The following is a 26,479-nucleotide window of genomic DNA, read 5'->3' on the forward strand; positions in this document are numbered from 1 at the left end:
AAGGCCCTGGGATGCGGGAGGCATCCCAGGGCCTTCGAGGCTACGAAGCGATCAGCGGAAGTCGCGACCGAAGTCGTAGTCGTCGAGCGGGACAGCGGCGCCGGTACCCGTGCCGAACACGTCCGGCGTGTAGTAACCGTCGTCGTAGGACGGGATGGCGTACGCGGCCACCCTGGCCTCCTCGGTCGGCTGCACCTGGATGTTGCGGTACCGGTTGATGCCGGTACCGGCCGGGATCAGCTTACCGATGATCACGTTCTCCTTGAGGCCCACGAGCTTGTCGCTGCGGCCGTTGATCGCCGCGTCGGTCAGGACACGCGTGGTCTCCTGGAACGACGCCGCGGACAGCCACGAGTCCGTGGTCAGCGAGGCCTTCGTGATGCCCATCAGCACCGGACGACCCGAAGCCGGCTCGCCGCCCTCGGCCACCGCGGCCCGGTTCGTCGCCTCGAACTTGGTGCGCTCGGGGAGCTCACCAGGCAGGAAGTCGGTCGAACCGGAGTCGATGATCGTGACCCGGCGCAGCATCTGCCGGACGATGACCTCGATGTGCTTGTCGTGGATCGACACACCCTGGGCCCGGTACACCTTCTGGACCTCGTCCACCAGGTGCATCTGCGCCTCGCGGGGCCCCATCACGCGCAGCACCTCGTGCGGGTCCGGCGTGCCTTCCAGCAGCAGCTGGCCGACCGACACGTGGTCGCCGTCCGCCAGCGGCCCGGTCGGGGTGTTGGCAAGGCGCTGACGCTTCGACAGCTTGTCGAAGACGATCTCCTCGCCACCGTCGTCCGGGATCAGCGTGATCTTCCAGAACCGCTCGCTCTCCTCGATGCGCACCCGGCCATCGACGTCGGCGATCGGCGCCTTGCCCTTCGGGACACGGGCTTCGAACAGCTCCGTGACACGCGGCAGACCCGTGGTGATGTCGTCACCGGCGACACCACCCTGGTGGAAGGTACGCATCGTCAGCTGGGTACCGGGCTCACCGATGGACTGCGCGGCGACGATACCGACGGCCTCGCCGACGTCCACCAGCTTGCCGGTGGCCATCGAGCGGCCGTAGCAGGTCGCACACACACCCACGGCGGACTCGCAGGTCAGCACGCTGCGGACCTTGACCTTGAGGATCCCGCTGGAAATCAGCTTCTCGATCGCGGGGTCACCGAGGTCGTCGGTGGCGTTGAGCACAACATTGCCCTGGGCGTCCGTGGCGTCGGTGGCCAGCGTGCGGGCGTAGGCAGCGGTCTCGACGTGCTGCGTGCGCACGATCTTGCCGTCGCCGAGGTCCTCGCCGATCGCCATGTTGATGCCACGGCTGGTGCCGCAGTCGACCTCACGGACGATGACGTCCTGCGAGACGTCCACCAGACGCCGGGTCAGGTAACCCGAGTCGGCGGTACGCAGCGCGGTGTCGGCCAGACCCTTCCGGGCACCGTGGGTGGCGATGAAGTACTCGGCCACCGACAGGCCCTCACGGAAGTTCGCCTTGATCGGGCGCGGGATGTACTCACCCTTCGGGTTCGACACCAGACCACGCATCCCGGCCAGCGAACGGACCTGGGTCATGTTGCCCGCCGCCCCGGACTTCACGATCACGGAGATCGGGTTCGTCTCGGGGAAGTGGTCCTCCATGACCTTGGCGACGTCGTCTGTCGCCTGGCTCCACACCTTGACCAGTTCGTTGTTGCGCTCGGCGTGCGAGAGCTGACCACGCTGGTAGCGCTTCTCGACCTGGTCGGCCTTGGCCTCGTACTGGTCCAGGATCTCCTTCTTCTCCGGCGGCACGACCACGTCGGTGATCGACACCGTCACCCCGGAGCGGGTGGCCCAGTAGAAGCCGGCGTCCTTGAGCCGGTCCAGGGTCTGCGCGACCTGCGTCATCGAGTACCGCTCGGCCAGGTCGTTCACGATCGCGGCCTGCCGCTTCTTCGGCATCGGCTCGTTCACGAACGGATAGTCCGGCGGCAGCAGCTCGTTGAACAGCACCCGGCCGAGGCTGGTCTCGGCCAGCCACATCTGACCGGGCTCCCAGCCCTTCTCCGCGAGCCGAGCCTCGTCGGCCTTGGCGGGCTGCCGGTCGTTGATCCGGATCTTGATCGGGGCGTGCAGGCTCAGCGCCTTGCGGTCGTAGGCCATGATGGCCTCGGCCGGCGAGGAGTACGCCTGCCCGGCACCGATCGCGTTCTCGTCGAGGCGCGTCAGGTGGAACAGACCCGTCACCATGTCCAGACGGGGCATGGCCAGCGGGCGGCCCGACGCCGGCGAGAGGATGTTGTTCGCCGACAGCATCAGGATCCGGGCCTCGGCCTGCGCCTCGGCCGACAGCGGCAGGTGCACCGCCATCTGGTCACCGTCGAAGTCCGCGTTGAACGCCTCGCAGACCAGCGGGTGCAGCTGGATGGCCTTGCCTTCCACCAGCTGCGGCTCGAAGGCCTGGATACCGAGGCGGTGCAGGGTCGGTGCACGGTTGAGCAGCACCGGGTGCCCGGTGATGACCTCTTCCAGCACGTCCCACACCGCGGGCCGGGCGCGCTCCACCATCCGCTTGGCGGACTTGATGTTCTGCGCGTGGTTCAGGTCGACCAGCCGCTTCATCACGAAGGGCTTGAACAGCTCCAGCGCCATGTCCTTGGGCAGACCGCACTGGTGCAGCTTCAGCTGCGGGCCGACGATGATGACCGAACGGCCCGAGTAGTCCACGCGCTTGCCGAGCAGGTTCTGGCGGAACCGGCCCTGCTTGCCCTTGAGCAGATCGGACAACGACTTCAGCGGCCGGTTACCGGGACCGGTGACCGGGCGGCCACGGCGGCCGTTGTCGAACAGCGCGTCGACGGCCTCCTGCAGCATCCGCTTCTCGTTGTTGACGATGATCTCGGGCGCGCCGAGGTCGATCAGCCGCTTCAACCGGTTGTTCCGGTTGATCACCCGGCGGTACAGGTCGTTGAGGTCGGACGTGGCGAACCGGCCACCGTCGAGCTGCACCATCGGGCGCAGGTCCGGCGGGATGACCGGAACGGCGTCGAGCACCATGCCGCGCGGGTCGTTGCCGGTGGCCTGGAAGGCCGCCACGACCTTGAGCCGCTTGAGTGCGCGGAGCTTCTTCTGCCCCTTGCCGTTGCGGATGGTGTCGCGCAGGTTGTCCGCCTCGGCGGCCACGTCGAACTCGGTGGCCAGCTTCTGGATCGCCTCGGCGCCCATGCCACCGGTGAAGTACTCGCCGTAGCGGTCGAACAGCTCGCGGTAGAGCTGCTCGTCCGCGATCAGCTGGCGCGCGTCGAGCTTGGTGAAGGTGGTCCAGATCTCCTCGAGCCGGTCCAGCTCACGCTGAGCCCGGTCGCGGAGCTGGCGCATCTCGCGCTCGCCGCCCTCCTTGACCTTGCGGCGGGCGTCGGACTTCGCGCCCTCGGCCTCCAGCTGGGCCAGGTCGGCCTCGAGCTTCTGCGCGCGGGCCTCGATGTCGGAGTCGCGCTTGGTCTCGATGTTCTTGCGCTCGACACCGATCTCGTTCTCGAGCGTGGGCAGGTCGTTGTGCCGCAGCTCGCTGTTCACGCCCGTGATCACGTAGGCCGCGAAGTAGATGATCTTCTCGAGGTCCTTCGGCGCCAGGTCCAGCAGGTAGCCGAGGCGGGAGGGAACACCCTTGAAGTACCAGATGTGGGTGACCGGAGCGGCCAGCTCGATGTGGCCCATCCGCTCGCGCCGCACCTTGGCACGGGTCACCTCGACACCACAGCGCTCGCAGATGATGCCCTTGAAGCGGACCCGCTTGTACTTACCGCAGTAGCACTCCCAGTCCCGGGTGGGGCCGAAGATCTTCTCGCAGAAGAGGCCGTCCTTCTCGGGCTTGAGCGTGCGGTAGTTGATGGTCTCCGGCTTCTTCACCTCGCCGAAGGACCACTGACGGATGTCGTCGGCGGTGGCGAGGCCGATGCGGAGCTCATCGAAGTAATTGACGTCCAACACGCGGTTGCATCCCCTTGGAGATAGAGGTGGCTAACGAGGCCGGCTACCCGGCCGGGCCCACGCGGGAGGTGTGGACCCGGCCGGGTGGCGAGGTCATTGCACGACGTCGTCCACCGAGGGCGACTCGTTGCGGGACAGGTTGATGCCGAGGTTGGCGGCGGCGCGCTCGAGGTCCTCGTCGTCGGAGTCGCGCATCTCGATCGCCGCACCGTCGGAGGACAGGACCTCCACGTTGAGGCAGAGCGACTGCAGCTCCTTCAACAGCACCTTGAACGACTCGGGGATACCCGGGTCCGGGATGTTCTCGCCCTTGACGATCGCCTCGTACACCTTCACGCGGCCGACCACGTCGTCCGACTTGATCGTCAGCAGCTCCTGCAGCGTGTAGGCCGCGCCGTAGGCCTGCATCGCCCAGCACTCCATCTCACCGAAGCGCTGGCCACCGAACTGCGCCTTACCACCCAGCGGCTGCTGCGTGATCATCGAGTACGGGCCGGTGGAGCGAGCGTGGATCTTGTCGTCGACCAGGTGGTGCAGCTTCAGGATGTACATGTAGCCGACGGCCACCGGGTACGGGAACGGCTCGCCGGAACGGCCGTCCAGCAGAACCGCCTTGCCGTCCGGCTGGACCAGCCGGTCGCCGTCGCGGTTCGGCTTGGTCGAGGCCAGCAGGCCGGTGAGCTCCTCTTCCTTGGCACCGTCGAACACCGGGGTCGCGGTGTTCGTGCCGGGGTCCACGTCGTAGAGCTCGGCAGGCAGGCTCTTCGCCCAGTCCGGGCTGCCCTCGACCTTCCACCCCTGCGAGGCGAGCCAGCCGAGGTGCAGTTCGAGGATCTGGCCGATGTTCATCCGTCGCGGCACACCGTGGGTGTTCAGCACGATGTCGACCGGCTGGCCGTCCTCCATGAACGGCATGTCCTCGGCGGGCAGGATCTTGCCGATGACGCCCTTGTTGCCGTGGCGGCCGGCGAGCTTGTCGCCCGGCTGGATCTTGCGCTTCTGCGCCACGTACACGCGGACCAGCTCGTTGACGCCCGGGGGCAGCTCGTCGTCGTCCTCGCGGGAGAACACCCGGATGCCGATGACCTTGCCGGTCTCGCCGTGCGGCACCTTGAGCGAGGTGTCGCGGACTTCGCGGGCCTTCTCCCCGAAGATCGCGCGGAGCAGGCGCTCCTCCGGGGTCAGCTCCGTCTCACCCTTGGGCGTGACCTTGCCGACCAGGATGTCGCCGTCGCGGACCTCGGCACCGATCCGGATGATGCCGCGCTCGTCCAGGTCGGCGAGCACCTCTTCGGAGACGTTCGGGATGTCCCGGGTGATCTCCTCGGCACCGAGCTTGGTGTCCCGCGCGTCGATCTCGTGCTCCTCGATGTGGATCGAGGTGAGCACGTCGTCCTGCACGAGCCGCTCGGAGAGGATGATCGCGTCTTCGTAGTTGTGGCCCTCCCACGGCATGACGGCGACGAGCAGGTTCTTGCCCAGCGCCATTTCGCCGTTCTCCGTGGACGGCCCGTCCGCGATGACCTGGCCCTTCTCCACCCGGTCGCCCTCGTTCACGATCGGCCGGTGGTTGAAGCAGGTGCCGTGGTTGGTGCGGCGGAACTTGTACAGCCCGTAGCTCTTGCGGGTGCCGTCGTCGTGCATGACCGTGATCAGGTCGGCGGAAAGCTCCTCGACCACACCGGACTGCTCGGCGACCAGCACGTCACCGGCGTCGACCGCGGCACGCAGCTCCACACCGGTGCCGACCAGCGGCGCCTGGTTGCGCAGCAGCGGCACCGCCTGGCGCTGCATGTTCGCGCCCATCAGCGCACGGTTGGCGTCGTCGTGCTCGAGGAACGGGATCATCGAGGTGGCGACCGCGACCATCTGGCGCGGCGACACGTCCATGTAGTCCACGTCCATCGGGTCGATCAGCTCGACCTCGCCGCCCTTCCGGCGGACCAGCACGCGGTCTTCGGCGAAGTACTGGTCCTCGGTCAGCGGCGCGTTGGCCTGCGCCTTGACGAAGCGATCTTCCTCGTCGGCGGTCAGGTAGTCGATCTGGTCGGTGACCTTGCCCTCGACGACCTTGCGGTACGGGGTCTCGATGAAACCGAACGGGTTGACCCGCGCGAACGAGCACAGCGAACCGATCAGGCCGATGTTCGGGCCTTCCGGCGTCTCGATCGGGCACATCCGGCCGTAGTGCGACGGGTGGACGTCGCGGACCTCCATGCCGGCGCGTTCACGGGACAGACCACCGGGGCCGAGCGCGTTCAGCCGGCGCTTGTGGCTCAGCCCGGACAGCGGGTTGTTCTGGTCCATGAACTGCGACAGCTGCGAGGTGCCGAAGAACTCCTTGATCGCAGCCACGACGGGGCGGATGTTGATCAGGGTCTGCGGCGTGATCGCCTCGACGTCCTGGGTGGTCATCCGCTCCTTGACCACGCGCTCCATCCGGGACAGGCCGACCCGGATCTGGTTCTGGATCAGCTCGCCGACGGTCCGGATACGGCGATTTCCGAAGTGGTCGATGTCGTCGACCTCGACCGGGATGGTCTGGTCCCCGGCCTGCATCTTGTCCTCACCGGCGTGCAGCCGGACGAGGTACTCGATGGTGGTGACGATGTCCTCTTCGGTGAGCGTGCCGGTTTCGTACGGCAGCGAAAGGCCCAGCTTCTTGTTGGCCTTGTAGCGGCCGACCTTGGCCAGGTCGTAGCGCTTGTCCTTGAAGAACAGGTTCTCCAGCAGGGTCTGCGCGCTCTCCTTCGTCGGCGGCTCGCCAGGGCGCAGCTTGCGGTAGATGTCCAGCAGGGCCTCGTCGGTGCCCGCGGTGTGGTCCTTCTCCAGGGTGGCCAGCAGGGTCTCGGAGAAGTGGAAGCGCTCGCGGATCTGCTCGGTGGTCCAGCCCAGCGCCTTCAGCAGCACGGTGACCGGCTGGCGGCGCTTGCGGTCGATACGCACGCCGACGGTGTCGCGCTTGTCCACGTCGAACTCGAGCCATGCGCCACGGCTCGGGATGATCTTGACGCTGAAGACGTCCTTGTCGGTCGTCTTGTCGATGGCCTGGTCGAAGTAGACACCCGGCGAGCGGACCAGCTGCGACACCACGACACGCTCGGTGCCGTTGATGACGAAGGTGCCCTTGTCGGTCATCACGGGGAAGTCACCCATGAAGACCGTCTGGCTCTTGATCTCGCCGGTGTTGTTGTTCACGAACTCCGCGGTCACGAACAGCGGGGCCGCGTACGTCATGTCTTTGTCTTTGCACTCCTCGACGGAGGCCTTGACCTCGTCGAAGCGCGGGTCGGAGAAAGACAGCGACATCGTCCCCTGGAAGTCTTCGATCGGGGAGATCTCGTTGAGGACCTCTTCGAGGCCGCCGGTCGGGTTCTCTTCTCCTTCTTCGACGCGGCGCTCGAACCACTTCTCGTCACCGGTGAACCATTCGAAGGACCTGATCTGCACGTCCAGCAGATTGGGGGTGGTCAGCGGTTCGCGGATCTTCGCGAAGGAGACCCGTTTGGGGGCTCCGGGGATTCCCGTGTTGTTCGAGGCAGGTACAGACGAGGTGGTCGCAGCAGTGGCCTGGTTCGCGGGAGAGACTGCCAAGATGCGTCCTTCCGGGGACAATGAGCGGTGAGCAGCCGCGTTAGCAACTACTAATGCGACTGTCAAGGGTGCCGTGGTGCCCACTATCCTAACTGCCGTGCCCGGGCAGCCTGAAAGAGGGCAGCGCAAAGAAGCAGTCTAGCCCGAACGACACGTTCTGTCGAGGGGGTCTCCCGACGGGGCCCAGACCTCGATCACGACGTCTTCAGGTATGCCTCCAACTTCGCCCTCCCGCAAGGGCGTCGCCGTTGCCAGTAAGCGTGACCCTCCGGCGGCCCAGAGTCAAGATGCCACGCCCTCAACCCGCCGGTTGGCGCAATGTGCGCGGCGTGGGCACACCGGGTGATCCGAGCTCTCCGACCTGCGGTTTTCGATGATCATCCCAGCTCGAGGGAGGGCCGCCGGACGACTCAAAGGGGCTCTGGAGCGGTCTGCGGCTGGGGCCGCAGCGGCGTGATTATCTGCTCCTGCAGCCAGTGACACTGCCGTTCCCACAGCAGCTGCGTGGCCTCGTCCGGGCAGGGCACGTCGTCCACGAGTTCACCCAGTCGCCAGGAACGCAGCCACGCCTCGATCGCCACCTTCACGTCGAGCGCGACCGTGCCCATCAGGTAGCGCTCCGGCCAGCCTCGCAACACGACGACGCCGCCCTCGGACGGCAGCAGCCCGAGCAGCGCGCCCAGCCGGTCGGCCGCCGGGATCAGCATGTCCAGCTCCGGCGCGGCCGGGGTGTTCTCGCCGAACCGCCTCGTCCACAGGACCGCGTCCAAGCGCCTGTCCAGCTGCACCCGCGGCCCGTCGGCGTGCTCGGCGAGCCTGTCGAGCGCGAGCTTGCGCAGGCCACCGACGTGCACCCGGAACAGCCCGATGTGGCCGGGGTGGAAGACGCCGATCTTCTCGTCCCCGCGGCTGTCCCAGCTGACCGCGCCGCGGTACGGGTCCCCCATCGATCTGCCCGCGGCGCCTCAGCGCGTGGTCGACGCCGGCGGCGCGGCCGTGGTGCTGGGCGCCGGAGTGGTCGTCGGGGCCGGCGTTTCGGCGCTGTAGGTGTTCAGCGAGGACACTTTCCACTTGCCGTCGACGTACTGCATGTTCAGGTACAGCTGGGCGCTGCCGCTGGAGGTCTGGTTCTGGTCGGTGCGAGTGGCCGTCTGGTCGACGAACACCATCACCCTGGCCAGATCACCCTCCAGCGAGACCACCGCGCTGCGGCTGGCCTTCACCGTCACGACGATCTTCTGCTGCGGCGCGAGCCGCTCGACCTCGCCCATCAGGCTGTTGTACTTCGCCTTGACGTCGTCGTTGAGCAGCAGGTCGTTCGCCGCGTTCTGGGTCTTGGCGATGTTGTTGAAGTCGTAGGAGAACAGCGTCTCGGCGGCGCTGGTGGCGGCCTGGTTCACCTGCGAGGTGCGGGCCACGTCCAGCAGTGCCGTGTTCGAGGTGGCCGCCGCGAGCTTGTTGTCCTCGATCTTGAACCACACCGCGAAACCGATGAGCACCAGCGCGAGGCCGAACAGCGCGCCGGCGAGCACGAAACGGTTGCGGGGACGGCGTTCCGGCCTCCCGGCCGGCTCCTCGTCCTCGTCCGCCGGTACCGCGACGGACGCCTCGGCCTCGTCGAAGTCGACCGGCTTGGGCGTGCCGGTGTCCCGGCTCTTCCGGCGCGGGCTCGGCCGGGCCGGCTCCTCGGCGACCTCGGTCTCCTCGGTGGCCTCCGGGACCAGGGTGTCGTCCTCGATCTCGGGCGCCGCCGGGGAATCGACGACGTCGGTCTGGGCTTCCGGTTCCGGCCGCGGGCGCGGACTCGGCGACGGACGGCGCAGGCCGGCGACCTTGGGCCGGCGGCCCGGCTGCTGCGGCCGGCGGGGAGAGCTGGATGGCAAGACGAAACTCCCTTGCTACGACGCGCGTTTACTGTCCGCTGCTCACGAGCGGAACCGACCCGATCGACGAGACCTTCCAGTCCGTGCCGACCCGGGTCATCTGGACCTCCAGCCGCAGCGGTTTCACTACCGGCTGCTGGCCCTCCTTCGTCACCAGGGTGCTGATCGCCGCCAGGAAACTGGCCTTGCCCTCGTGCACGTCGAGCTCCTCGACGCCGATGTCCTGCACCGTGGTGGCGACCTTCGTCTTCGCGTCGGTCATCGCCTGGCGGTAGGTCTGTTCGGAGTTCTTCAGCTGGGTCTGCAGATCGGTGGTCGAGACGTCGATCTGCTTCTGGAAGTAGGCGTCCGGGTTGGTGTAGTCCAGCTCGGTGTACGCCTTGACCGCCACCGTGCCGGCCTTCACGACGTCGTCTCTCGCCTGTGCCAGTGCGAGGTTGTCGTCGCCGGAGGCCGACCACCACTGGATCCCGAACACGGCGGCCACGATCAGCGCCGCGGCGGCCAGGGTGGCCGTGCCCAGCACCAGGTATCGGCTGCCGTCTCCCGACGAGGGCGCCGGCCCGGCGGCTTCGGCGTCGGTGGCGTCCGCAGCCTGCTCGTCCGCTTGCCCGGCGTCCTGCTCCGGCTCTTCGGCCGATGCCGGTGCGTCCTCGGCCGGCTTCTCCGAGGCCTCGTCCGAACTCATAACACTCCAGAGTAGAGAGATGTTGTTTCGTCCACGTCAGCCGGGCAGACCCAGCAACGAGGACAGGCTGTTGATCGACACCGCCGGTGAACCGGTGACGCCGGGCGTGCCCGCCGCCGCCATCTCCGCCAGTTCCTGCTGCGGCCGGTCCGAGCTGTCGGCCAGCTGCTCCTGGCTCGGCGCCACCGGCACACCGTTGTACGGCGCGTTCTGCGCGCCGCGGACGTCGATCGGACTGCCCGTGGGTTCCGCACAGTACGCGTTGAAGTCCGGCGTCCGCGCCGAGGTATCGGTCCCGGCGCGGTACTGATCGGTCCCGATGTAGCCCTTGGTGCAGGCCGGCGGGTTGAACAGGTTGAGCACCAGCCCGAGGTGCGCGGTGCCGTCGCCCGGCACCACGCTGCGCGCGCCGACCGCCAGCACCGGGTAGCTCACCAGCACCTGCGAGATGTTGTTCTGCCGGGTGACCAGCAGGTTCGAAGTCGTGAGCAGGTTGGCGAACAGCTCGCCCAGCCCCGGCCCGGTGTCGGTGATCAACTGGTTGAGCACCGACGAGGCCTGCGGGGTCACCTCGATCAGCTTCCGCAGATCGCCGTCGGAACTCTTCAGCGTCGCCGACAGGGAGTTCAGGTTCTTGCTGAACTCGGCCAGGTTGGACGCCTCGGCGTTCTGCGTGTCGAGCACCTTGCCGCCCTCGTCGAGCAGCTGCACGGTCCGCGGCAGGTTGTCCTGTGCGGACTTGGTGAAGTCCCGCACGGTGTCCAGTAGCACCTGGAGATCGGTCCCGGTGCCGTTGAAGGCGTTGTACGACTCGTCGACGACGGTGCGCAGCGCGTCGGTCGGCACCGACTGCGCCAGCCCGTCCAGATCGCTGACGACCTGTTCGGTGCTGATCGGCGTCTTGGCCTTGTCCGCACCGATCACCGAACCCGCGTGCAGGTACGGCCCGCTTTCGCCGGCGGGGCGCAGATCCACGAACTGCTCACCGACCGCCGAGCGGTCCGCGATCACGGCCTGCAGGTCGGCAGGCACGTTGGGGGTGTCCGGGTCGATGTTCAGCTCGGCTTCGAGACCCTGCGCCGTCAGGTGCAACTGCCCGACCTTGCCGATGTTGTAGCCGCGGTAGGTCACCTCGGCCCCGGTGAAGATCCCGCCCGACTGGGTCAGCTCCAGCTTCACCGTGTATCCGGTCTGCCCGAACACCTGGCCCAGCCCGGCGAACCGGATCAGCGCGTACACGATGGCGACCACGGAGATCACCAGGAACGCGATCAGCTGGAGTTTCGTCCTGCGTACCAGCATCAGGCACCTCCCGCCAGCAGGCCGAAGATCCCCGCGACACCGGTCTGCTGCCCGGTACCGGCGCTCTGCGAGCTCTGCCCGGTGGCCAGTGGCAGCGGCGGAGTGGTGTTCGCGGCCGTCGACGGCGTCCCACCGGAAAGACCGAGGCTGTCCGGCAGCGCCCCGGCCAACGGGTTGTTCCGGCTACGGCCCAGGTTGTCGAGGACGTCCTTGAGGTTCAGGTCGATGTTCGCGTAGAGGTTGAAGTAGTCGCCCTTCGCGCCCTGCAACGCCGAGTCGGTGAAGGGGTACGTCAGCAACAGTTCCAGCGACTTCGGCAGGTCCGAACCGGCCTCACCCAGCTTCTGCAGCGTCGGCAGCAGCGCGCGCAGGTCGGCCACCAGGTCGTCCTGGCTCTTGTTGATCGTGTCGACCGTGACCCCCGAGAGGTTCTGCAGTGCCTCCAGCATCGTCACGAACTGGCCGCGCTGCTGTTCCAGCACGGCAAGGCCGGGGCCGAGGTTGTCGATGGCACCGGCGAGCTGGTCCTTCTGGTTGTTGAGCGTGGAGGACAGCCTGTTCAGCCCGTCCAGCGCGCGCGTGATGTCCGCCGACTGTGCGTCCAAAGTGGACACGAGCTGGTCGGCGCTGTCCAGCAGGTTGCGGATGTCCGGTTCACGGCCCGAGGTCGCGGAGTTGAGCTCCTTGGTGATCGTGTTGATCTGCTCCACGCCACCGCCGTTGAGCAGCATGGACAGCGCGCCGAGCACCTCTTCCACGTCCACGCTGCGGTTCGTCCGCGCGAGCGGGATCTCGGCGTTGTTCGCCAGCGCGCCCTGCGCGAGGTCCTGGCCGGGCGAGGCGAGCTCGACGTACTTCTCCCCCAGCAGGCTCGACTGGCGGATGTTGGCCAGCGCGTTCGCCGGAAGCTTCACGTCACCGTTGATCTGCATGGTGACCTCGGCGTGCCAGCCGTCCGGGGTCAGCCCGATCGACTCGACCCGGCCGACCGCGACCTCGTTGACCTTCACCCCGGACTTGGGCACCAGGTCGAGCACGTCCTGGAACTGCGCCTTGACCGTGTACGGGTGGTCGCCGAGGTCGGCGCCGCCGGGCAGCGGAACCGAGTAGATACCGCCGAAACCACAGCTGCTCAAGGTGAGCGCGGCCGCGACGCCGACGGCGGTGAGAGCGAGCTTTTTCACTGCGACACCCCCGTTCCGTACAGGTCGACGAACGGCAGCGGCAGCGGTGGCAGCTGGCCGTTCTGCAACGCGTTCACGGTCTGCGCGACCGAAGGCAGTTTCACCGCACCGTCCACGATTCCCGCGACGGAGTCGCACAGATTGCCCACCGCGCTGAGCTTTCCGACCTGTTTCAGCAGCGAGCACACCATCACCAGCGGTGGCTGGGTCAGCTCGTTGATGTTGGCCCGCGCGTCCAGGGTGCCCGAGGACCCGTTGTAGGCGTTGATCACGTTGCTGAGCCCGACCGGCGCCACGTCCAGGATCTCGGCGAGCGCACTGCGCTGGTCCACCAGCACCTTGGTGACGCTCGCCAGTTTGTCCACATTGGACCGAAGCCGGTCGTGGTGTTTGTCGATGAAGTCCTGCACCATGCCGAGCGTGGTGCCCAGCTGCTGCACGGTGGCGGCGAGGTTCTGCTTCTCCCCGTCGAGGTAACCGCTCACGTCGGCCAGCTGCGATTCGAACTGGCGCACCTGGCTGTCGCTCTGCGCCAGCGTCGTGGAGAAGTTCGCCAGGTTCTGGATGGTGGCGAACAGGTCGTCCTTGTTGCCCGACAACGTGGTCGAGAGCTGGCTCAGCTTGGTGATCGTGTCGTGCAGGGACTGGCCGTTGCCGTCCATGTTCTTGGCCAGGGTGGTCAGCAGGTCCGACAGCGAACCGTTCGCGTTCACCCCGTTCGGCCCGAGCGACTGGCTGATCTTGTCGAGGCTGGAGTACAGGTCGTCGACCTCGGTGGGCACCGCGGTGCGGGTCACCGGGACGGAAGCGCCGTCGTCGATGATCTTGCCGCCGGTGTAGGCCGGGGCGAACTGCACGTACCGGTCGGAAACCAGTGAGGGCGCGACGATCGCGGCCTGCACGTCGGCAGGCAGCGCCACCGAGCGGTCGTACTCCATGTCCACCCGGACCTGGCCGCCCATCGGCTCCACCTTGGTGACGGTGCCCATCTCGACCCCGAGCACCCGCACGCTGTTGCCGACGTAGAGCCCGATCGCGCTGGGGAAATACGCAGTGATGTGTTTCTTCCCGGCGTCCTTGAGGGTCCACCAGAGCGCCCCGGCGACGATGAGGCCGAGCACGCAGGCCACCGCGATCCCGCGCGCGAGGGACTGTCCGAAGCGGGTGTTACTCATCCCTGGTTACACCCCTCTTCGTTGATCGGGCCGATCGACGGCAGGACCAGGCCGCAGATGTAGTTGTCGAACCAGTGCCCGTTGCCGACGGTGTTGGTGAACACCCGGATGTAGGGCGCGAACTTCGCGATCCCCTGTGCCAGCGCGTCCTGGTTGTTCTGCAGCATCCCGGTCAGCTGGTCCAGCGACGTGAGCACCGGCTCCAGCTGGCCGTCGTTGTCGTCGATCAGGCCCTGCAGCTGCTGTGAAAGCGTCTGCGCCCCGGTCAGCAGGGTCGAGATCGCCTGCTCGCGCTGGGTGATCTCGTCCAGCAACTTGTTGCCGTCGTTGAGGATCGTGGTCAGTTCTTGATCACGGTCGGCCAGCGTCTGGCTGATCTGCTTGGTGTTGTTCAGCAGCTGGGAAAGCTGGCCGTCGCGTTTGGCGATCGTGTCGGACAGCTGCTGCAGACCGGACAGCGCACCCTTCACCTCGGTCGGCGTGCCGGACAGCGTCTGGGACAACGTGTCGAAGCTCTGCGCCAGCTGCTGTGTGTTGATCTGGTCCACGGTGTTCGACAGGTCCCGGAACGCGTCGAGCACGTCGTAGGGCGCCAGCGTGCGTTCCTTCGGGATCGTGGTGCCGGGGTCGAGCGTCTTGTCCCCCACCGGATCCAGCGCGAGGTACTTCTGCCCGAGCAGTGTCTTGATCTTGATCGCGGCGCTGGTCTGGTCGCCCAGCCAGGCGTCCTTGACCTTGAACGACACCTTCACCTGCGCGCCGTCCAGCTCGACGCCGGTCACCTTGCCGACCTTCACCCCGGCGACCCGGACCTCGTCGTCGGACTTGAGGCCCGCGGCTTCGGTGAAGTCGGCGGAGTACGTCGTGCCGGCGCCGATGATCGGCAGGTCGTCGGCGTTCAGCGCGACCACGAGCCCCAGCACCATCAGCACGAGACCGGTGATGGCGATCGGCACGGGATTGCGGGACTGGAAGCTTTTCATGAGCCACACCGATCCCTGTTCACCGGCTCGATCGGCACGTTGATCGGCTCGTTGATCAGCGGCGGGAGCGCGACGCTGCCGTTGGCCGAGCACAGGAAGAAGTTGAACCACGAGCCGTAGTCCGCGGTGCTGGTCAGTGTCGTCGCCTTCTGCGGCAGGTACTGGATGAAGTGCTCCACCAGCGACTGGTTGTCGTTGAGGTTGTTGCTGAGCACGCCGAGCGCCGCGATGTCGTTCTTCAGCGGGTCACGCACCTGCTCCAGCAGCCCGGAGGTGGTGGTGGCCAGCCCGCCGAGCGCGTCGATCGCGTCACCGATCGGCTTCCGGTCCGCGGCGAGCCCGGACACCAGCCGCTGCAGGTTGATCACCAGCGTGTTCAGCTGCGGGGTGTGCGCGTTGACGGTGTCCAGCACGCTGTTGAGGTTGTCGATCACCTCGCCGATGACCTGGTCCTTCTGTGCGATCGTGCTGGTCAGCGAGGCCGTGTGCGACAACAGGCTGTCGATCGTGCCGCCCTCGCCCTGCAGCACCTGGATGATCTCGTAGGACAGCTTGTTCACGTCGTCCGGATTGAGCGCGGTGAACAGCGGTTTGAACCCGTTGAACAGCTCGTCGAGGTCCAGCGCCGGAGTGGTGTGGTCGAGCGGGATCGTCGTGCCCGGCTTGAGCTGCTGGGTGTCGTCGCCGGTGCCCTGCGACAGCGAGAGATACCGCTGGCCGACCAGGTTCCGGTACTTGATCGTCGCGGTCACGTTGGCCGGCAGCGAGCGGTTCGAGTCGACCTCGAAGTCGATCTGCGCCTGCCGCCTGTCGACGATCTTGACGTCCTTGACCTGCCCCACCTTCACCCCGGCGATGCGCACGTCGTCGCCGGCCAGCACCAGGGTCGCGTCGGTGAACCGGGCGCTGTAGGTGTTGGTGCTGCTGGTGTTGATGTTGGCGATGCTGATCCCGAGTACCGCGGTGAACAGCACGGTGACCACGATGAAGATGGTCAACTTGATCAGCGGTGCGACGAAGCCCCTCATTTCACGGTCACCTCCGCCCCGCGGTAGAGCGGGCCGACCAGCAGCCCGCTCCAGCCCGGCATCTGGTCCGGGTCCACGCCGATCTGCGGGCCGACCAGTTGCGCGAGGAAGTCCGTCTCGGCCGCCGAGTTCACCGGGTTGCCCGCGGTGGTGCCGCCGCCGTTGTAGCCACCCGCGTCGGCCGCCGTGTTCGCCGGGACCAGACCGTCACTGACCGCGCGGGACCCCGGGCCGGGCTTGCTGCCGTCCTTGATCGGGCCGTCCGGCGGATACTGCGGGAAGGGCTGCGGGTAGTCCTTGATGTCGTAGCAGCGCGGGCCGCGGTCGTCCTGGAAGCGCGGCTCGTCCTGGCCCGCCTTGTACGCGCCGCGGCTGTCGATGATCTCGATCGTCGCGTGCAGGCCGGGCTGGCTGGTGCCCTTGCCCATCGCCTGGTCGATCAGCGGCACCAGGTCGGCCATCTGCCCGAGGAAGCACGGGTACTCCGGGGAGTACCTGGCGAGCAGCTCGGCGGTGGGCCGGGCGCTCTCGGACAGGCTGATCAGGTTGCCCGCGTTCGCCTGCAGGAACGACTCCAGGGTCTGCGAAGTGGTGGTCACGTTGCCGTACAAGGCCTGCAGGTTCTGTTGTTCGTCCACAATGGTCTTACTCGTGGTGGACAGGTTGTCCAGGGTCTGCACCAGATCGGGCGCGGAATCGCTGAGGTTGCCGGAGAACTTCGCCAGCGACTTCAGGTTGTGCTGCAACTCGTCGAGGTGCGGGTTGAGCCCGTTCAGGTAGGTGCCGAGGTCGCTCAGCGTCTGGCCGAGCTCGTCGCCGCGGCCCTGCAACGCGGTGGAGATCGCGGTGAGCGTGGTGGACAGCTTCTGCGGCTGCACCGCCTGCAGCACCGGCAGCAGGTCGTCCAGCGCCTTGGACAGCTGCACGGCGGAGGAAGAACGGTCTTCGGGGATCACATCACCGTTCTGCAGCGTGGTCGCCGACGCGTTCTGCGGGATCTCCAGCGACACATAGCGTTCGCCGAACAACGTCTTCGGCAGGAACCGCGCGGAGACGTTCGACGGGATCAGCTTCGCCGATTCCGGGTCCAGCGCCAGGGTCAGCTCCGCGCCGTCGCTGGTGGCCGAAATGGATTTCACCGAGCCAACGATCAGCCCGCGCACCTTGACGTCGGACTGTTCGAGCAGCTGGTTGCCGATGTCGGAAGCCTCCAGCTTCACGTCGACGAACGAGCTGAACGCGCGGTTGTACATCGCGATGGAAAGCGTGATCCCGCCGACGAGGATCGCGATCAGCAGCAGGCCGAGCAGCCTGCGTCGCAACGTCCTCATCCCGCGATCCTCACCGTCGTGCTCGTACCCCAGATGGCGAACCCGATGAAGAAGTTGATGATCGCCACGGTCACGATGCTCAGGCGCACCGCGCGGCCCACCGCCACCCCGACGCCGGCCGGGCCACCGGAAGCACGGTAGCCGAAATAGCAGTGGGTCAGGATGATGACGACGCTGAATATCAGCACTTTCACAAATGAATAGAAGACGTCCTGCGGTGGCAAGAACAAATCGAAGTAGTGATCGTAGGTGCCTGCCGACTGGCCGTAGATATAGATCACCACGAGCCTCGAGGCCAAATAGGACGAAAGCAGCCCGATGATGTAGAGCGGGATGACCGCGACGAACCCGGCGATGATCCGGGTGGTCACCAGGTAGGGCAGGCTCGGCACGCCCATCACCTCGAGCGCGTCGATCTCCTCGGAGATCCGCATCGCGCCCAGCTGCGCGGTGAATCCCGCGCCGACGGTGGCCGACAGCGCGAGCCCGGCCACCAGCGGCGCGATCTCGCGGGTGTTGAAGAACGCGGTGAGGAAACCGGTGAAGGCCGAGGTGCCGATCGAGTTCAGCGCCGAATAGCCCTGCAGGCCCACCAGCACACCGGTGAACAGGGTCAGCCCGATCATCACGCCGACCGTGCCGCCGATCACCGCCAGCGAACCCGAGCCGAAGCTCACCTCGGCCAGCAACCGCAGCACTTCCTTGGTGTAGCGGCGAATCGTGCGCGGGGTCCACGCCAGCGCCCTGGCATAGAACGACATCTGGTCCCCGAAGTTGTCGAGAACTTCGAGGGGCCGATTCGCGATGCGCTTCGCGCTCTGGCCGAACGTCATGACTAGCTCAACTTTCCGGGCACGATCTGCAGGTAGACCAGAGTGATCACGAAGTTCACCACGAAGAGCATCAGGAACGTGATGACGACCGACTGGTTCACCGCGTCCCCGACACCCTTCGGCCCGCCGGAGGGGTGCAGCCCCCGGTAAGCCGCGACCACGGCCGCGATGAACCCGAAGATCAGCGCTTTCAGCTCACCGACCCACAGGTCGGGCAGCTGTGCCAGCGCGGAGAAACTCGCCAGGTACGCGCCGGGCGTGCCGCCCTGGAGCACCACGTTGAAGAAATACCCGCCGAGCACGCCGATGACGCTGACCATGCCGTTGAGCAGCAACGCGACGAGCATCGACGCGAGCACGCGCGGCACGATCAGCCGCTGCACCGCGGAGACGCCGAGCACCTCCATCGCGTCGATCTCCTCGCGGATGGTGCGGGCACCGATGTCCGCGCAGATCGCGCTACCACCGGCGCCGGCCACCAGCAGCGCGGTCACCAGCGGGCTGGCCTGCTGCACGGTGGCCAGCACGCTGCCCGCGCCGGTGTAGGACTGCGCACCGAGCTGGCGGGCGAGCGAACCGAACTGCAGCGAGATGACCGCGCCGAACGGGATCGCCACCAGTGCCGTCGGCAGAATGGTGACGCTGGCGATGAACCAGGACTGCTGGATGAATTCCCGCATCTGGAACGGCCGCTGAAAGAACCCGCGAATGATGTCCAGCCCGAGGGCGAACAGTTTCCCGGTCTCCCGCAGCATCCCGATTCCGGGAATCTTGGCCGAGGAGGCCGTCGAGCTCATGCCCCACCTGGCCCCGGATTGCGCATTCGTTCGGTCGTTCCCTCGGTTCTCGGCCAGCCGGCCTCGGGTACCTGGGCCACCTGGTCGCTGGGCAGCTGCCCGCGGTGACGCTGCGCGACCGGTCCGGTTTGGACAGTCTGCGGTTGCTGCGCGTGTCGCGAATGGACGCCGTAACGCTGCTGCTCCTCGGGCGTGAGCGAGTCGATGATCCCTTGCTGCGCCTCAGGGGGCAGCGTGTGCAGGATCTTCATGACCCGGTCCTTGCGGCGGCGGGCGCCCATGCGTTCGGGCATCCCGGGCGCCGGCTGCATCTGCTCCGGGATCCCGGTGATCTCCTCGACGCCGCCCGCGTGGTGCCCGGCCTCGAACATCGCGCGCTCGGCGGCGATGGTGGCGGAGTCCTTCTCCTCGGACATCCCGATCGGGCCGTCCATCCGGCCGTTGAGGAACTGCTTGACCACCGGCTCCTCGCTGGTGAGCAGCACCTCGCGCGGGCCGAACATGACCAGCTCCTTGCGGAACAGCATGCCGAGGTTGTCCGGCACGGTGCGGGCGAGGTTGATGTTGTGCGTGACGATGAGGAACGTCGCGTCACTCTGGGCGTTCACGTCCAGGAACAGCTGGCTGATGTAGGTGGTGCGGACCGGGTCCAGCCCGGAGTCCGGCTCGTCCACGAGGATGATCTCGGGGTCGAGCACCAGCGCACGGGCCAGGCCGGCTCGCTTGCGCATCCCACCGGAGATCTCGCCGGGCAGCTTCTTCTCCGCGCCGGCCAGACCGGTCATCTCGAGCTTCTCGAACACGATGCGCCGGATCTCGGTCTCGGACTTCTTCGTGTGCTCGCGCAGCGGGAAAGCCACGTTGTCGTAGAGGTTCATCGACCCGAACAGCGCGCCGTCCTGGAACAGCACCCCGAACAGTTTCCGCGTCTCGTACAGCTTGTGTTCGCTGCAGCGGACGATGTCCACGCCATTGATCATGCAGGAACCACGGTCGGGCTTGAGCAACCCGATCATGGACTTGAGGAACACCGATTTCCCGGTCCCCGACGGACCCAGCATCACCGACACCTCACCCGGGGGCAGTGTCAGCGTTACGTCCCGCCAGATGGTCTGCCTTCCGAACGACTTCGTCAGTCCCTCGATGACCACCTCGGCACCCATCGCACCTCCTGGAGCTCCTACGGTGACGGCTCACACACCCTAGACAGGTCGCGCACGGTGAGCACGCCCGCGTCATTTGGGTGCAACGAGTTGAGCGTCGTGGAGGTTACTCACGAGTTTCGCAATCGACAAACAGGGTGAAGTCTTTCGACGAAAAAGGGCGGGCACCCACTGGGGGTGCCCGCCCGGGATTTCCGGATTACGGAAATTACTTGACGCTGACCTTGGCGCCGGCAGCCTCGAGCTTCTCCTTGGCGGCGTCGGCGGCCTCCTTGTCGACCTTCTCGAGGAGGGCCTTCGGCGCGCCCTCGACGAGCTCCTTGGCCTCCTTCAGGCCCAGGCCGGAGACGACCTCGCGGACGACCTTGATGACCTGGATCTTCTTGTCGCCGGCACCCTCGAGGATGACGTCGAACTCGTCCTTCTCCTCCTCGGCCGGGGCGGCGGCAGCGGCGCCGGGGGCGGCCGCGACGGCGACCGGGGCGGCCGCGGTGACGTCGAAGGTCTCCTCGAACTTCTTCACGAAGTCCGACAGCTCGAGCAGGGTGAGCTCCTTGAAAGCGTCGAGCAGGTCGTCAGTGCTCAGCTTCGCCATGATGGCGGTCCTTTCTGATCAGGGGTGGTGATGGGGTTTGGTCAGCTCTCGGCCGGTGTCTCGGCGGGCGCCTCGTCCTTGCGCTTTTCCTCGAGCGCGGCGGCAAGGCGGGCAACCTGGGACGCCGGCGCCTGGAACAGCGCGGCGGCCTGGGACAGCTTCGCCTTGAACGCACCTGCGGCCTTGGCCAGCAGGACCTCACGGCTGTCGAGATCGGCGATCTGGTTGATCTCGGCGACGGTGAGGGGGCGGCCATCCATGTAGCCGCCCTTGATGACAAGCGCGTTGTTTTCCTTCGCGAAATCACGCAGAGCCTTCGCGGCGTCGACCGCTTCACCTTCGACGAAGGCGATGGCGGTCGGGCCGAGGAACAGCTCCTCGAGACCCTCGATCCCGGCGTCCTCGGCGGCACGCTTGACGAGGGTGTTCTTCGCGACCCGGTACTTGGCACTGGTGCCGAGAGCGCGGCGCAGCTGGCTCAGCTGGGACACGGAGAGGCCGGTGTACTCGGTGACCACGGTGGCCGAGCTGTTGCGGAACCGGTCCGCGATCTCGGCGACTGCCGCCACCTTGTCGGGCTTCGCCATTCCTCGCCTCCTCTCTTGGCTGGTGACCGCCAGCCTGGAGGGCCTTGAAACGACGAAACGCCCCTGCGCAGCAGAACGCGGGGCGTTACGAGCACGTAGCGAGACGGCTCGGCTATCCTCGTTCCTCCTGCGCGGGCCGCCCGCGTTCGCGGGGCCTTCGTTCCGTGCGCCACGGGGCGCCCGGAAAACCAGCGGTCTTCGGTAGAACCACGGTCAAGTGTACGCGGGGATCGAGGGTGGCCGACCGGGGGGCCTGTCATCATGGGCGGGTGGCGGAGCAGGGACCTGGCGAGCAGCCGAACGAGCACGACGCACAGCGCGGCGAAGTGGAACCCACGCGGCCTGCGCAGCCTGCCCAACAGCCCGGGCAGAGCGAGCCGGTCGTGCAGTCGGCTCCACAGCTCGACGCGGAACAACTGCGGCAGTTCCAGCAATTCCAGCAGTTCCAGGACTACCTGCGCTTCACCGAGGCGCAGCGGCAGGGTGGCCAAGGCGGCCAACTGGCGCCGGGTCAGAGCGGCGGTCCGCCGATGCAACCGCCCCCGCCTGGAATCATCCAGACCACGACACCTCCGCCGGATCCGCGGCCGAGGATCAGGATGCCGCGGTTCGTCAAACGAGCGCTGGCTTCGGTGTTGTCCGCGCTGATCTTCATCGCGGTGCTCGGTATCGCGGGAAAGCTGTTGTACGACCATTTCTTCCCGAGCCAGGACGACGACCGGCCGGCGTCGGAGACCGGCGGCGGGACCTATCACGCGAACAAGATCCTCTCCACCGAGCCGTACGAGGCGGTGCGGAAGGTCTACCAGCAGATCGCGCAGGGCAGGCCCGATCTCGCCTGCGGGTACTTCGACATCCCGGTGCAGCAGAAGTTCGCGACCGACCTCGGCTACGCCGACTGCCAGCAGGCGGTACTCGACCTCAAGACCCAGGTGACGAGCGTCAACGACTACGCGGAATCCTTGCCCAGCAACGTAACCGAGAACTACGGCGACACCGTCGTCGTCGACTCGTGTCGGTTCACGATCAGTGGGGGGCCCGCGCTGGGCGTGTTCACGGTGACGAAGGTCGAGAAGGGCCAGTGGCTCATCACCGGCCACGAACCGGGGCCGAAGACGTGCGCGCCTGCCACCTCGGCGGCGACCCCGACCGGCTAGAAACGCCGATGGCCGGCCTCCCGCAAGGGGAGACCGGCCATCGCTACGCGGAACTGCTCAGGCGTTGGAGTCCTCGAGCAGGTTGCGGGTGCGCGCCGGGTCGACCGGGATGCCCGGGCCCATCGTGGTGGAGAAGGTGACCTTCTTCAGGTACCGGCCCTTCGCGGCGGACGGCTTCGCACGCAGGATCTCGTCCAGCGCGGCGGCGTAGTTCTCGACCAGCTTCTCCGGCTCGAACGACGCCTTGCCGATCACCAGGTGCAGGTTGGCCTGCTTGTCCACCCGGAAGGAGATCTTGCCACCCTTGATGTCGGCAACGGCCTTGGCGACCGCCGGGGTCACGGTGCCGGTCTTCGGGTTCGGCATCAGGCCACGCGGGCCGAGGATCCGGGCGATGCGCCCGACCTTGGCCATCTGGTCCGGGGTCGCGATGGCGGCGTCGAAGTCGAGCCAGCCACCCTGGATCCGCTCGATCAGCTCGTCGCTGCCGACCGCGTCCGCGCCGGCGGCCTCGGCCTCGGCGGCCTTGTCGCCGACCGCGAACACGATGACGCGAGCTGTCTTGCCGGTACCGTGCGGCAGGTTCACGGTGCCGCGGACCATCTGGTCGGCCTTACGGGGGTCGACACCCAGACGCACGGCCACCTCGACCGTGGAGTCCATCTTGACCTTGGAAGTTTCTTTCGCGAGCTTCGCGGCGTCGAGCGGGGCGTAGAGCCGCTCGCGGTCGATCAGCTCGGCGGCCTGGCGATAGGCCTTGCTGCGCTTGGTCATACTGCTGTCCTTAACTACTTCGAAATTGGATCAGTGTGGTCCCGGGCCAGCGCTGGCCCTCCCACGTACGGCGCTCTTGTTCGACCGTGCTGCCCATCGAACGGGCGGTGGCGGCCATTGAGCACTCCGCCGCCTGGTCGACGTTGCTATTCGACCGTGATGCCCATCGACCGGGCAGTGCCTGCGATGATCTTGGCCGCTTGGTCGATGTCGTGCGCGTTCAGGTCGCTCTTCTTCGTCTCGGCGATCTCCCGCACCTGGTCCCAGGTCACCTTGGCGACCTTGGTCTTGTGCGGCTCGCCGGAGCCCTTCTCCACACCGGCGGCCTTGAGCAGCAGCTTCGCGGCCGGCGGGGTCTTGAGCTTGAAGTCGAACGAGCGGTCTTCGTACACGGAGATCTCGACCGGCACCACGTTGCCACGCTGCGACTCGGTCGCGGCGTTGTAGGCCTTGCAGAACTCCATGATGTTGACGCCGTGCTGGCCCAGTGCTGGGCCGACCGGCGGGGCCGGGTTCGCGGCACCCGCCTGAATCTGCAGCTTGATGATCGCCGCAAGCTTCTTCTTCTTGGGTGGCATTACCTTGTCCTATTCACTACTGCTGTACCCCGCACTCCTGCCGTCGGCACGGGGACTGCCGGCCCGTAGACCGTCAGATCTTGGAGACCTGGTTGAACGACAACTCGACCGGCGTCTCGCGGCCGAAGATCGACACCAGCACCTTCAGCTTCTGCGCGTCCGCGTTGACCTCGCTGATCGTCGCGGGCAGCGTGGCGAACGGACCGTCCATGACGGTGACCGACTCGCCCACCTCGAAGTCCACCTCGACCGGGGTGCCGCCCAGGGAAGCCTCCGCCGATGCGGCGTCGCCCTTGGCCTTGGCCGGTGCGGGCTTCTCCACCTTCGGCGCCAGGAACTTCAGCACGTCGTCGATGGTCAGCGGGGACGGCTTGGACGTCGCGCCGACGAAGCCGGTCACACCGGGGGTATTGCGCACCGCGCTCCACGAAGCGTCGTTGAGCTCCATCCGGACCAGGATGTAGCCGGGCAGCACCTTGCGCTGCACCTGCTTGCGCTGGCCGTTCTTGATCTCGGTGACCTCTTCGGTCGGTACCTCGATCTGGAAGATGAAGTCCTCGACGTCCAGCGTGGTCGTCCGGGTCTCGAGGTTGTTCTTGACCTTGTTCTCGTAACCGGCGTACGAGTGCACCACGTACCAGTCGCCGGGCAGCGACTTCAGTTCCGCGCGCAGCTTCTCGACCGGGTCCTCGTCTTCGGCCTCGGGCTCGCTCTCGGCTGCTTCGTCCTCGACGTCGGCGGTCGGTTCGAGGTCGGCCCGCGCCTCGGCGGTGTCCTCGGCCTCGGCGGCGTCCTCGGTTGCCTCGCTCACCGGCTCGACCGACTCGTCCAGCTCGTCGCCGGCGGCTACGCCGTTCTCGGAGGTCACGTTCCGTCCTCTCACTTGTCGCTTGTCGTGTTCATGCTGGTCCGTGCGCGGCGACCGCGCTCAGCCGAACAGCCAGAACACGCCCTTGCGGAACGCGAAGTCCAGCACATAGACCAACGCGACCATGAAAGCCACGAAGACCAGCACCACGGTGGTGTAGGTGATCATCTGCTTGCGCGTGGGCCAGATGACCTTGCGCAGCTCCGCCCACACCTCGCGGATGAACCGCACCAGCCTCGCGAAGAGCGAGGGCTTCTTCTGCTTGCGATCCCGCTTGGGGGTCGCCCGGCCCTTCTTCGTCTCGGCCGCCTTGGACGCACCCTCCGTGGCGGAAGCCGCCTTCGTTGCCGGGCGGGCCTTGTCGGACGAATCCTTGGCCGTGGCCTTCCCCGCCGGGCGCGCGGAGGCGCGACGTTCGCGCCGAGCCGCGGCGGTGACCGGACGAGAAGCCCGCTTGGACTCCTGTTCCTTCTCGCCGCCGGCGTCGCTGTCGCTCACGACCACTCCTCGGGTTGGACCACCTATGTCGACGCAGGGGTGACAGGACTTGAACCTGCAACCTGCGGTTTTGGAGACCGCTGCTCTGCCAGTTGAGCTACACCCCTTTGAGCACACCTAAACGCTCATCGGACATCCTTCACCAACCCCGTGCCGGGAGTGGGGCGGGGTTCCGGACGTTCCAAGTTCGACACTCTACGGCAAGGCCTCTCGCGCCCCGCAACCGAGCCCTCCCCTGCGTGCTTGATCACAAGCAACGCGTGCCACCATTGAAGCCATGACCTCTTCAACCGTCACCCGTCCGCGCATTTCGGCCCGCATCGCCGGCATCACGCCGTCGGCGACCCTCGCGGTGGACGCGAAGGTCAAGGCGCTCAAGGCCGAGGGCGCTCCGGTGATCGGCTTCGGCGCGGGACAGCCCGACTTCCCGACCCCGGACTACGTCGTGGAGGCCGCCGCCGCCGCCGTGCGCGACCGCGCCAACCACGGGTACACCGCCGCGGCCGGCCTGCCCGAGCTGCGCGAGGCCCTGGCCGCGAAGACCAAACGTGACTCCGGTTTCGATGTGCAGGCCTCCCAGTTCCTCGTGACCAACGGTGGCAAGCAGGCTGTCTATTCCGCCTTCGCCACGCTGCTCGACCCGGGCGACGAGGTGCTGCTGCTCGCCCCGTACTGGACCACGTACCCCGAGTCGATCAAGCTCGCCGGCGGCGTCCCGGTGCAGGTCACCGCGGACGAGTCGACCGAGTACAAGGTCACCGTGGACCAGCTCGAGGCCGCGCGCACCGAGCGCACCAAGGTGCTGCTGTTCAACTCGCCGTCCAACCCGACGGGCTCGGTGTACTCCCGCGAGCAGATCGAGGCGATCGGCAAATGGGCCTACGAGCACGGGATCTGGGTCGTCACCGACGAGATCTACGAGCACCTCGTCTACGACGACGCGGTGAACCACTCGCTGCCGGTCGTGGTGCCGGAGCTGGCCGACCAGACCCTGGTGCTCAACGGTGTCGCCAAGACGTACTCGATGACCGGCTGGCGGGTGGGCTGGATCCTCGGCCCGCAGGACGTGATCAAGGCGGCTTCCAGCTACCAGACGCACCTGTGCGGCAACGTCTCGAACGTCGCGCAGCGTGCCGCGCTCGCCGCCGTCGCGGGTCCGCTGGACATCGTGCACGAGATGCGCGCCGCGTTCGACGTGCGCCGCAAGAAGATCGTCGAGCTGCTCTCGGCCATCCCCGGCGTGGAGTGCCCGACCCCGAAGGGCGCGTTCTACGCGTACCCGTCCTTCAAGGGCGTGCTGGGCAAGGAGATCCGCGGCGAGCGTCCGCAGGACACCCTGGAGCTGGCCGACCTGATCCTGCGCCAGGCCGAGGTGGCCGCGGTGCCGGGTGAGGCCTTCGGTACCCCGGGCTACTTCCGGTTCTCCTACGCGCTCGCCGAGTCGGACCTGATCGAGGGCGTGAACCGGGTCGCGACGCTGCTGGCCGAGGCCAAGTAG

General features: G+C 67.0%; 22 protein-coding genes and 1 tRNA gene. 2 read left to right on the forward strand and 21 right to left on the reverse strand.

Annotated features, from left to right (window positions below; genetic code table 11):
• Window positions 1-51: 51 nt before the first annotated feature.
• The 16 genes from VHD82_RS34185 to rplJ form a co-directional block, all read right to left on the reverse strand.
• Entirely contained in the window at window positions 52-3,963 is a 3,912-nt protein-coding gene (locus VHD82_RS34185; protein WP_325713257.1) for a DNA-directed RNA polymerase subunit beta', read from the reverse strand.
• Window positions 3,964-4,056: 93 nt separating this feature from the next.
• On the reverse strand, window positions 4,057-7,557 hold the full coding sequence (locus VHD82_RS34190; RefSeq protein ID WP_325713259.1) for a DNA-directed RNA polymerase subunit beta: 3,501 nt from the start codon (window positions 7,555-7,557) through the stop codon (window positions 4,057-4,059).
• A 410-nt stretch (window positions 7,558-7,967) separates the two neighbouring features.
• The gene (locus VHD82_RS34195) at window positions 7,968-8,504 is read right to left on the reverse strand and encodes a hypothetical protein (RefSeq protein ID WP_325713261.1); all 537 of its coding nucleotides are present in this window, start codon (window positions 8,502-8,504) and stop codon (window positions 7,968-7,970) included.
• 18 nt (window positions 8,505-8,522) lie between these two features.
• Window positions 8,523-9,440, reverse strand: coding sequence for a hypothetical protein (locus VHD82_RS34200; RefSeq protein ID WP_325713263.1), 918 nt, complete (start codon window positions 9,438-9,440; stop codon window positions 8,523-8,525).
• Window positions 9,441-9,468: 28 nt separating this feature from the next.
• Window positions 9,469-10,128 (reverse strand): hypothetical protein, encoded by a 660-nt coding sequence (locus VHD82_RS34205; protein ID WP_414637616.1) that lies wholly within the window; start codon window positions 10,126-10,128, stop codon window positions 9,469-9,471.
• 36 nt (window positions 10,129-10,164) lie between these two features.
• On the reverse strand, window positions 10,165-11,430 hold the full coding sequence (locus tag VHD82_RS34210; protein ID WP_325713265.1) for an MlaD family protein: 1,266 nt from the start codon (window positions 11,428-11,430) through the stop codon (window positions 10,165-10,167).
• Window positions 11,430-12,614, reverse strand: coding sequence for an MCE family protein (locus tag VHD82_RS34215; protein ID WP_325713267.1), 1,185 nt, complete (start codon window positions 12,612-12,614; stop codon window positions 11,430-11,432). Before VHD82_RS34215 ends, VHD82_RS34210 begins: the two co-directional genes overlap by 1 nt.
• Window positions 12,611-13,789 carry an MCE family protein gene (locus VHD82_RS34220; RefSeq protein ID WP_325713269.1) on the reverse strand — a complete coding sequence of 393 codons (1,179 nt, stop codon included), beginning with the start codon at window positions 13,787-13,789 and terminating at the stop codon, window positions 12,611-12,613. Before VHD82_RS34220 ends, VHD82_RS34215 begins: the two co-directional genes overlap by 4 nt.
• On the reverse strand, window positions 13,786-14,772 hold the full coding sequence (locus VHD82_RS34225) for an MCE family protein (RefSeq protein ID WP_325713271.1): 987 nt from the start codon (window positions 14,770-14,772) through the stop codon (window positions 13,786-13,788). The genes VHD82_RS34220 and VHD82_RS34225 overlap by 4 nt, the downstream gene beginning before the upstream one ends.
• A complete protein-coding gene (locus VHD82_RS34230) occupies window positions 14,769-15,800 on the reverse strand; it encodes an MCE family protein (protein WP_325713273.1) in 1,032 nt (343 codons plus the stop codon). The genes VHD82_RS34225 and VHD82_RS34230 overlap by 4 nt, the downstream gene beginning before the upstream one ends.
• On the reverse strand, window positions 15,797-17,131 hold the full coding sequence (locus VHD82_RS34235; RefSeq protein WP_325713275.1) for an MCE family protein: 1,335 nt from the start codon (window positions 17,129-17,131) through the stop codon (window positions 15,797-15,799). The genes VHD82_RS34230 and VHD82_RS34235 overlap by 4 nt, the downstream gene beginning before the upstream one ends.
• On the reverse strand, window positions 17,128-17,964 hold the full coding sequence (locus VHD82_RS34240) for an ABC transporter permease (protein WP_325713277.1): 837 nt from the start codon (window positions 17,962-17,964) through the stop codon (window positions 17,128-17,130). Before VHD82_RS34240 ends, VHD82_RS34235 begins: the two co-directional genes overlap by 4 nt.
• Before the next feature lie 2 nt (window positions 17,965-17,966).
• Entirely contained in the window at window positions 17,967-18,761 is a 795-nt protein-coding gene (locus VHD82_RS34245; RefSeq protein WP_325713279.1) for an ABC transporter permease, read from the reverse strand.
• Complete coding sequence (locus VHD82_RS34250) at window positions 18,758-19,924, reverse strand: ABC transporter ATP-binding protein (protein ID WP_325713281.1); 1,167 nt, start codon at window positions 19,922-19,924, stop codon at window positions 18,758-18,760. The genes VHD82_RS34245 and VHD82_RS34250 overlap by 4 nt, the downstream gene beginning before the upstream one ends.
• Before the next feature lie 208 nt (window positions 19,925-20,132).
• Complete coding sequence (gene rplL, locus VHD82_RS34255) at window positions 20,133-20,519, reverse strand: 50S ribosomal protein L7/L12 (RefSeq protein ID WP_325713283.1); 387 nt, start codon at window positions 20,517-20,519, stop codon at window positions 20,133-20,135.
• 41 nt (window positions 20,520-20,560) lie between these two features.
• Window positions 20,561-21,106 (reverse strand): 50S ribosomal protein L10, encoded by a 546-nt coding sequence (gene rplJ / locus VHD82_RS34260; protein ID WP_325713285.1) that lies wholly within the window; start codon window positions 21,104-21,106, stop codon window positions 20,561-20,563.
• Window positions 21,107-21,375: 269 nt separating this feature from the next.
• On the opposite strand from rplJ, the gene VHD82_RS34265 reads away from it, so the two are divergent.
• Window positions 21,376-22,263, forward strand: coding sequence for a hypothetical protein (locus VHD82_RS34265; protein ID WP_325713287.1), 888 nt, complete (start codon window positions 21,376-21,378; stop codon window positions 22,261-22,263).
• A 57-nt stretch (window positions 22,264-22,320) separates the two neighbouring features.
• Here the strand turns inward: VHD82_RS34265 and rplA are convergent, their stop codons facing one another.
• The 5 genes from rplA to VHD82_RS34290 all read right to left on the reverse strand — a co-directional run bounded on the left by rplA (window position 22,321) and on the right by VHD82_RS34290 (window position 25,088).
• Window positions 22,321-23,037, reverse strand: a complete 717-nt coding sequence (gene rplA / locus VHD82_RS34270) for a 50S ribosomal protein L1 (RefSeq protein ID WP_325713289.1) — start codon at window positions 23,035-23,037, stop codon at window positions 22,321-22,323.
• 146 nt (window positions 23,038-23,183) lie between these two features.
• Complete coding sequence (rplK, locus tag VHD82_RS34275; protein ID WP_139095431.1) at window positions 23,184-23,615, reverse strand: 50S ribosomal protein L11; 432 nt, start codon at window positions 23,613-23,615, stop codon at window positions 23,184-23,186.
• Window positions 23,616-23,688: 73 nt separating this feature from the next.
• The gene (nusG, locus tag VHD82_RS34280) at window positions 23,689-24,483 is read right to left on the reverse strand and encodes a transcription termination/antitermination protein NusG (protein WP_325713292.1); all 795 of its coding nucleotides are present in this window, start codon (window positions 24,481-24,483) and stop codon (window positions 23,689-23,691) included.
• A gap of 60 nt (window positions 24,484-24,543) precedes the next feature.
• A complete protein-coding gene (secE, locus tag VHD82_RS34285) occupies window positions 24,544-24,987 on the reverse strand; it encodes a preprotein translocase subunit SecE (protein WP_422652908.1) in 444 nt (147 codons plus the stop codon).
• Window positions 24,988-25,015: 28 nt separating this feature from the next.
• Window positions 25,016-25,088: transfer RNA gene (locus VHD82_RS34290), tRNA-Trp, on the reverse strand.
• Window positions 25,089-25,258: 170 nt separating this feature from the next.
• Between VHD82_RS34290 and VHD82_RS34295 the strand changes: the two genes are divergently transcribed.
• Window positions 25,259-26,479, forward strand: a complete 1,221-nt coding sequence (locus VHD82_RS34295; RefSeq protein ID WP_325713296.1) for a pyridoxal phosphate-dependent aminotransferase — start codon at window positions 25,259-25,261, stop codon at window positions 26,477-26,479.

This window comes from Amycolatopsis sp., from assembly GCF_035546795.1.
In the GTDB taxonomy this organism is placed as follows: Bacteria; Actinomycetota; Actinomycetes; order Mycobacteriales; family Pseudonocardiaceae; genus Amycolatopsis_E.